This is a genomic window from Pseudomonas sp. PDM16, assembly GCF_014851865.1.
Taxonomy (GTDB): domain Bacteria; phylum Pseudomonadota; class Gammaproteobacteria; order Pseudomonadales; family Pseudomonadaceae; genus Aquipseudomonas.
Genome location: NZ_JACVAM010000023.1, coordinates 1 through 787, shown reverse-complemented (window position 1 = coordinate 787; position 787 = coordinate 1). Strand labels below are relative to the sequence as shown.

Here is a 787-nt window from a genome sequence, read left to right as displayed (position 1 = left end):
GCGGCTCGGTCATCGTGCCGCAATCAACAAAGCAGTGCGCCCCGGCCTCTTCGCCTAACAACTGGTTCAAGGCCGCTCGCTTCGCTCGCTCGGGACCGGCTAAAGCCGGCCCCTTAACCAAACGTTAGGCAACTCAAGGTGCACTCATCAGCCCCTACCGGAGTAGCACATGCGCTACCTCATAGCTCTCGCTTTTTGCTTCATATTTCTATCTTCACAAGCTCAAGCTTGTCGAGGCCACATCCTTGAAGACACACTTTTCTTTGAAACCCTTCCTAATCCGCCGCTCAATGCAAATTTAATCGCAAAAGTGTCTTTGTCTGAAGTAAGCCGCGGAACAGCTACGGCCGAGATAATACAAGTGCTACAAACATCTGACCCAGAGGTTCGCCTAGGAGAAAAACTCCCAATACAGTTCAGCTTTTCAAGCTGTGGCCCCAATCATAAAAACGGAGCCAAAGGTATTATCATCGCCAAAGCGGGCATCGATAGTGTGGGGCGCCTTGTGCTATATCCATACATGCGCAGGTATAGTGATGGTCGAATTACCCCGCCATACTTGAAGGCAGGCAGGTAACCGCCGTGCAAATGCCTAACAAACGGTTCAAAGCCGTTCGCTTCGCTCACTCGGGACCGGCTAAAGCCGGCCCCTTAACCAAACGTTAGAGGCAGCCAAGGATGAGCGTCTACTTCGAGAACGGATTTTCAGAGCCCAAGGCAATGATCCTCACCTTTGCGGGCTATATTTTCATCCTGTGCCTCCCCCTTGCCATTACATACATAGCAA

Annotated in this window: 1 protein-coding gene; it reads left to right on the top strand. The window is 51.6% G+C overall.

Features of this window, described 5'->3' with window-relative positions; translation table 11 throughout:
* Positions 1 to 169: 169 nt before the first annotated feature.
* On the top strand, positions 170 to 577 hold the full coding sequence (locus tag IB234_RS23780; protein ID WP_192322322.1) for a hypothetical protein: 408 nt from the start codon (positions 170 to 172) through the stop codon (positions 575 to 577).
* Positions 578 to 787: the final 210 nt, after the last annotated feature.